The sequence below is a fragment of the Virgibacillus carmonensis genome (assembly GCF_057836705.1).
In genome coordinates this window covers 1-1,372 of sequence record NZ_JBYQFJ010000075.1, presented here as the reverse complement: position 1 = coordinate 1,372, position 1,372 = coordinate 1, and the positions used below count along the sequence as shown (strand labels likewise).

General features: G+C 40.5%; 2 protein-coding genes. Both read left to right on the top strand.

Annotated features, from left to right (window positions below):
* The coding region (locus AC3G7N_RS20510; RefSeq protein WP_489424020.1) for an IS91 family transposase at window positions 1-1,197 on the top strand (1,197 nt) is incomplete at its 5' end.
* A complete protein-coding gene (locus tag AC3G7N_RS20505) occupies window positions 1,184-1,363 on the top strand; it encodes a hypothetical protein (protein ID WP_489424019.1) in 180 nt (59 codons plus the stop codon). The genes AC3G7N_RS20510 and AC3G7N_RS20505, both read left to right, overlap by 14 nt.
* The last annotated feature ends 9 nt before the right edge of the window (window positions 1,364-1,372 follow it).

Sequence of the window (1,372 nt, the reverse complement as noted above, 5' to 3'; positions counted from 1 at the left end):
AAATATCGTGACTGTGGAGATATGAAAAATGGATTCACCCTCTATGTTTGCGAAGGTTGTAACGATGTTCATACCGTTGCACACCGATGTAAAGGTCGGTTTTGCACAACATGTGCAATTGGAGAAAGTGAAGAGTGGAGCCGTCTTCTAACAGAAGACGTTTTGCAGGTTAACCACAGACACATGATTTTTACGATTGATGAGGGATTGCGAGAAATATTTCTTTTACATCGAGATCTCTTGAAGCCACTTATGGACGAAGCAGCCAAATTAGTCAAAGACTTTTTTCAAAAGAAGGGAAAGGTGACCCCAGGAATTATTTCTGGATTGCATACGTTTGGGGCAAAAGTGAATTTTAATCCGCACGTTCACATGCTCGTAACCATGGGTGGGATAACGAAAAAAGGAAAATGGAAAGACTATGATTATATCCCGTTTCAGATGCTTCGGAAACAATGGCAAACGGTCGTATTAAAGCTAATTCGAAAGCACCTAAACAAAGAGGAAAAGAAGCGCGTGCAACCACTGCTACAAAAGGCTTTTTCCGAAAATGGTGAAGGCTTCTATGTGTATGCACCAAAACAAAAGGGGAAAATAGCGGAACAGCTTCGCTATATTGGCCGTTATATTCGTCGACCAGCGATTGGGATCAATCGGATTGAGGCATATGATGGGCAACAGGTGACGTTTAACTATATAGATAAAACAGATGGGAAAGAAAAACGTGAAACAGTGACGGTAGAGGAATTTATAAGTCGTTTGATTCGTCATATACCAGACGAGCAATTTAAAACCATACGTCACTATGGAATATATTCAAGAAGGAGTAAGCGTATAAGTAAGAAAATCTTAAGTAAATGGCAGGAAGGAAAGCGACGTTGGATAATAAAAGTGTGGAGGTCATTGCGTCGCCAAACATGGAGAGAACGTGTCATAGCTGGTGGACAAAAGGATCCGCTTATCTGTCCTCATTGCGACAATTACTATATATACCAGGGAGAAGTCTGTCTTGAGAACGGACAACTGGAAATTAAAGTTGCATTAACCAAGGAAGCAAGAAACTATTTAGAAAGGGTGATTACGTATCACACACCTATCAAAGAACCGCAAAAAAGGGAAGAAGAAAAAGAAAAAAGGGATCGATCATTTAACCAAGAAGAAAGAATCAATCAACTTTCATTGTTTGGCGTGTCATGAAGAAGAGAAAATTCCTTTTGATGTAGTTAGAGATTTTGACTTAATGGATGGTGGGGATCCAACGGATCCACCACAGTTTAGTTGCGAACAATGTGGAGGAAGGATGTATCCAGAGTATTACAAGGGGATACACGGCCAGGAATACAGGCTAACGGATGTTCTCTAACACAGCAAA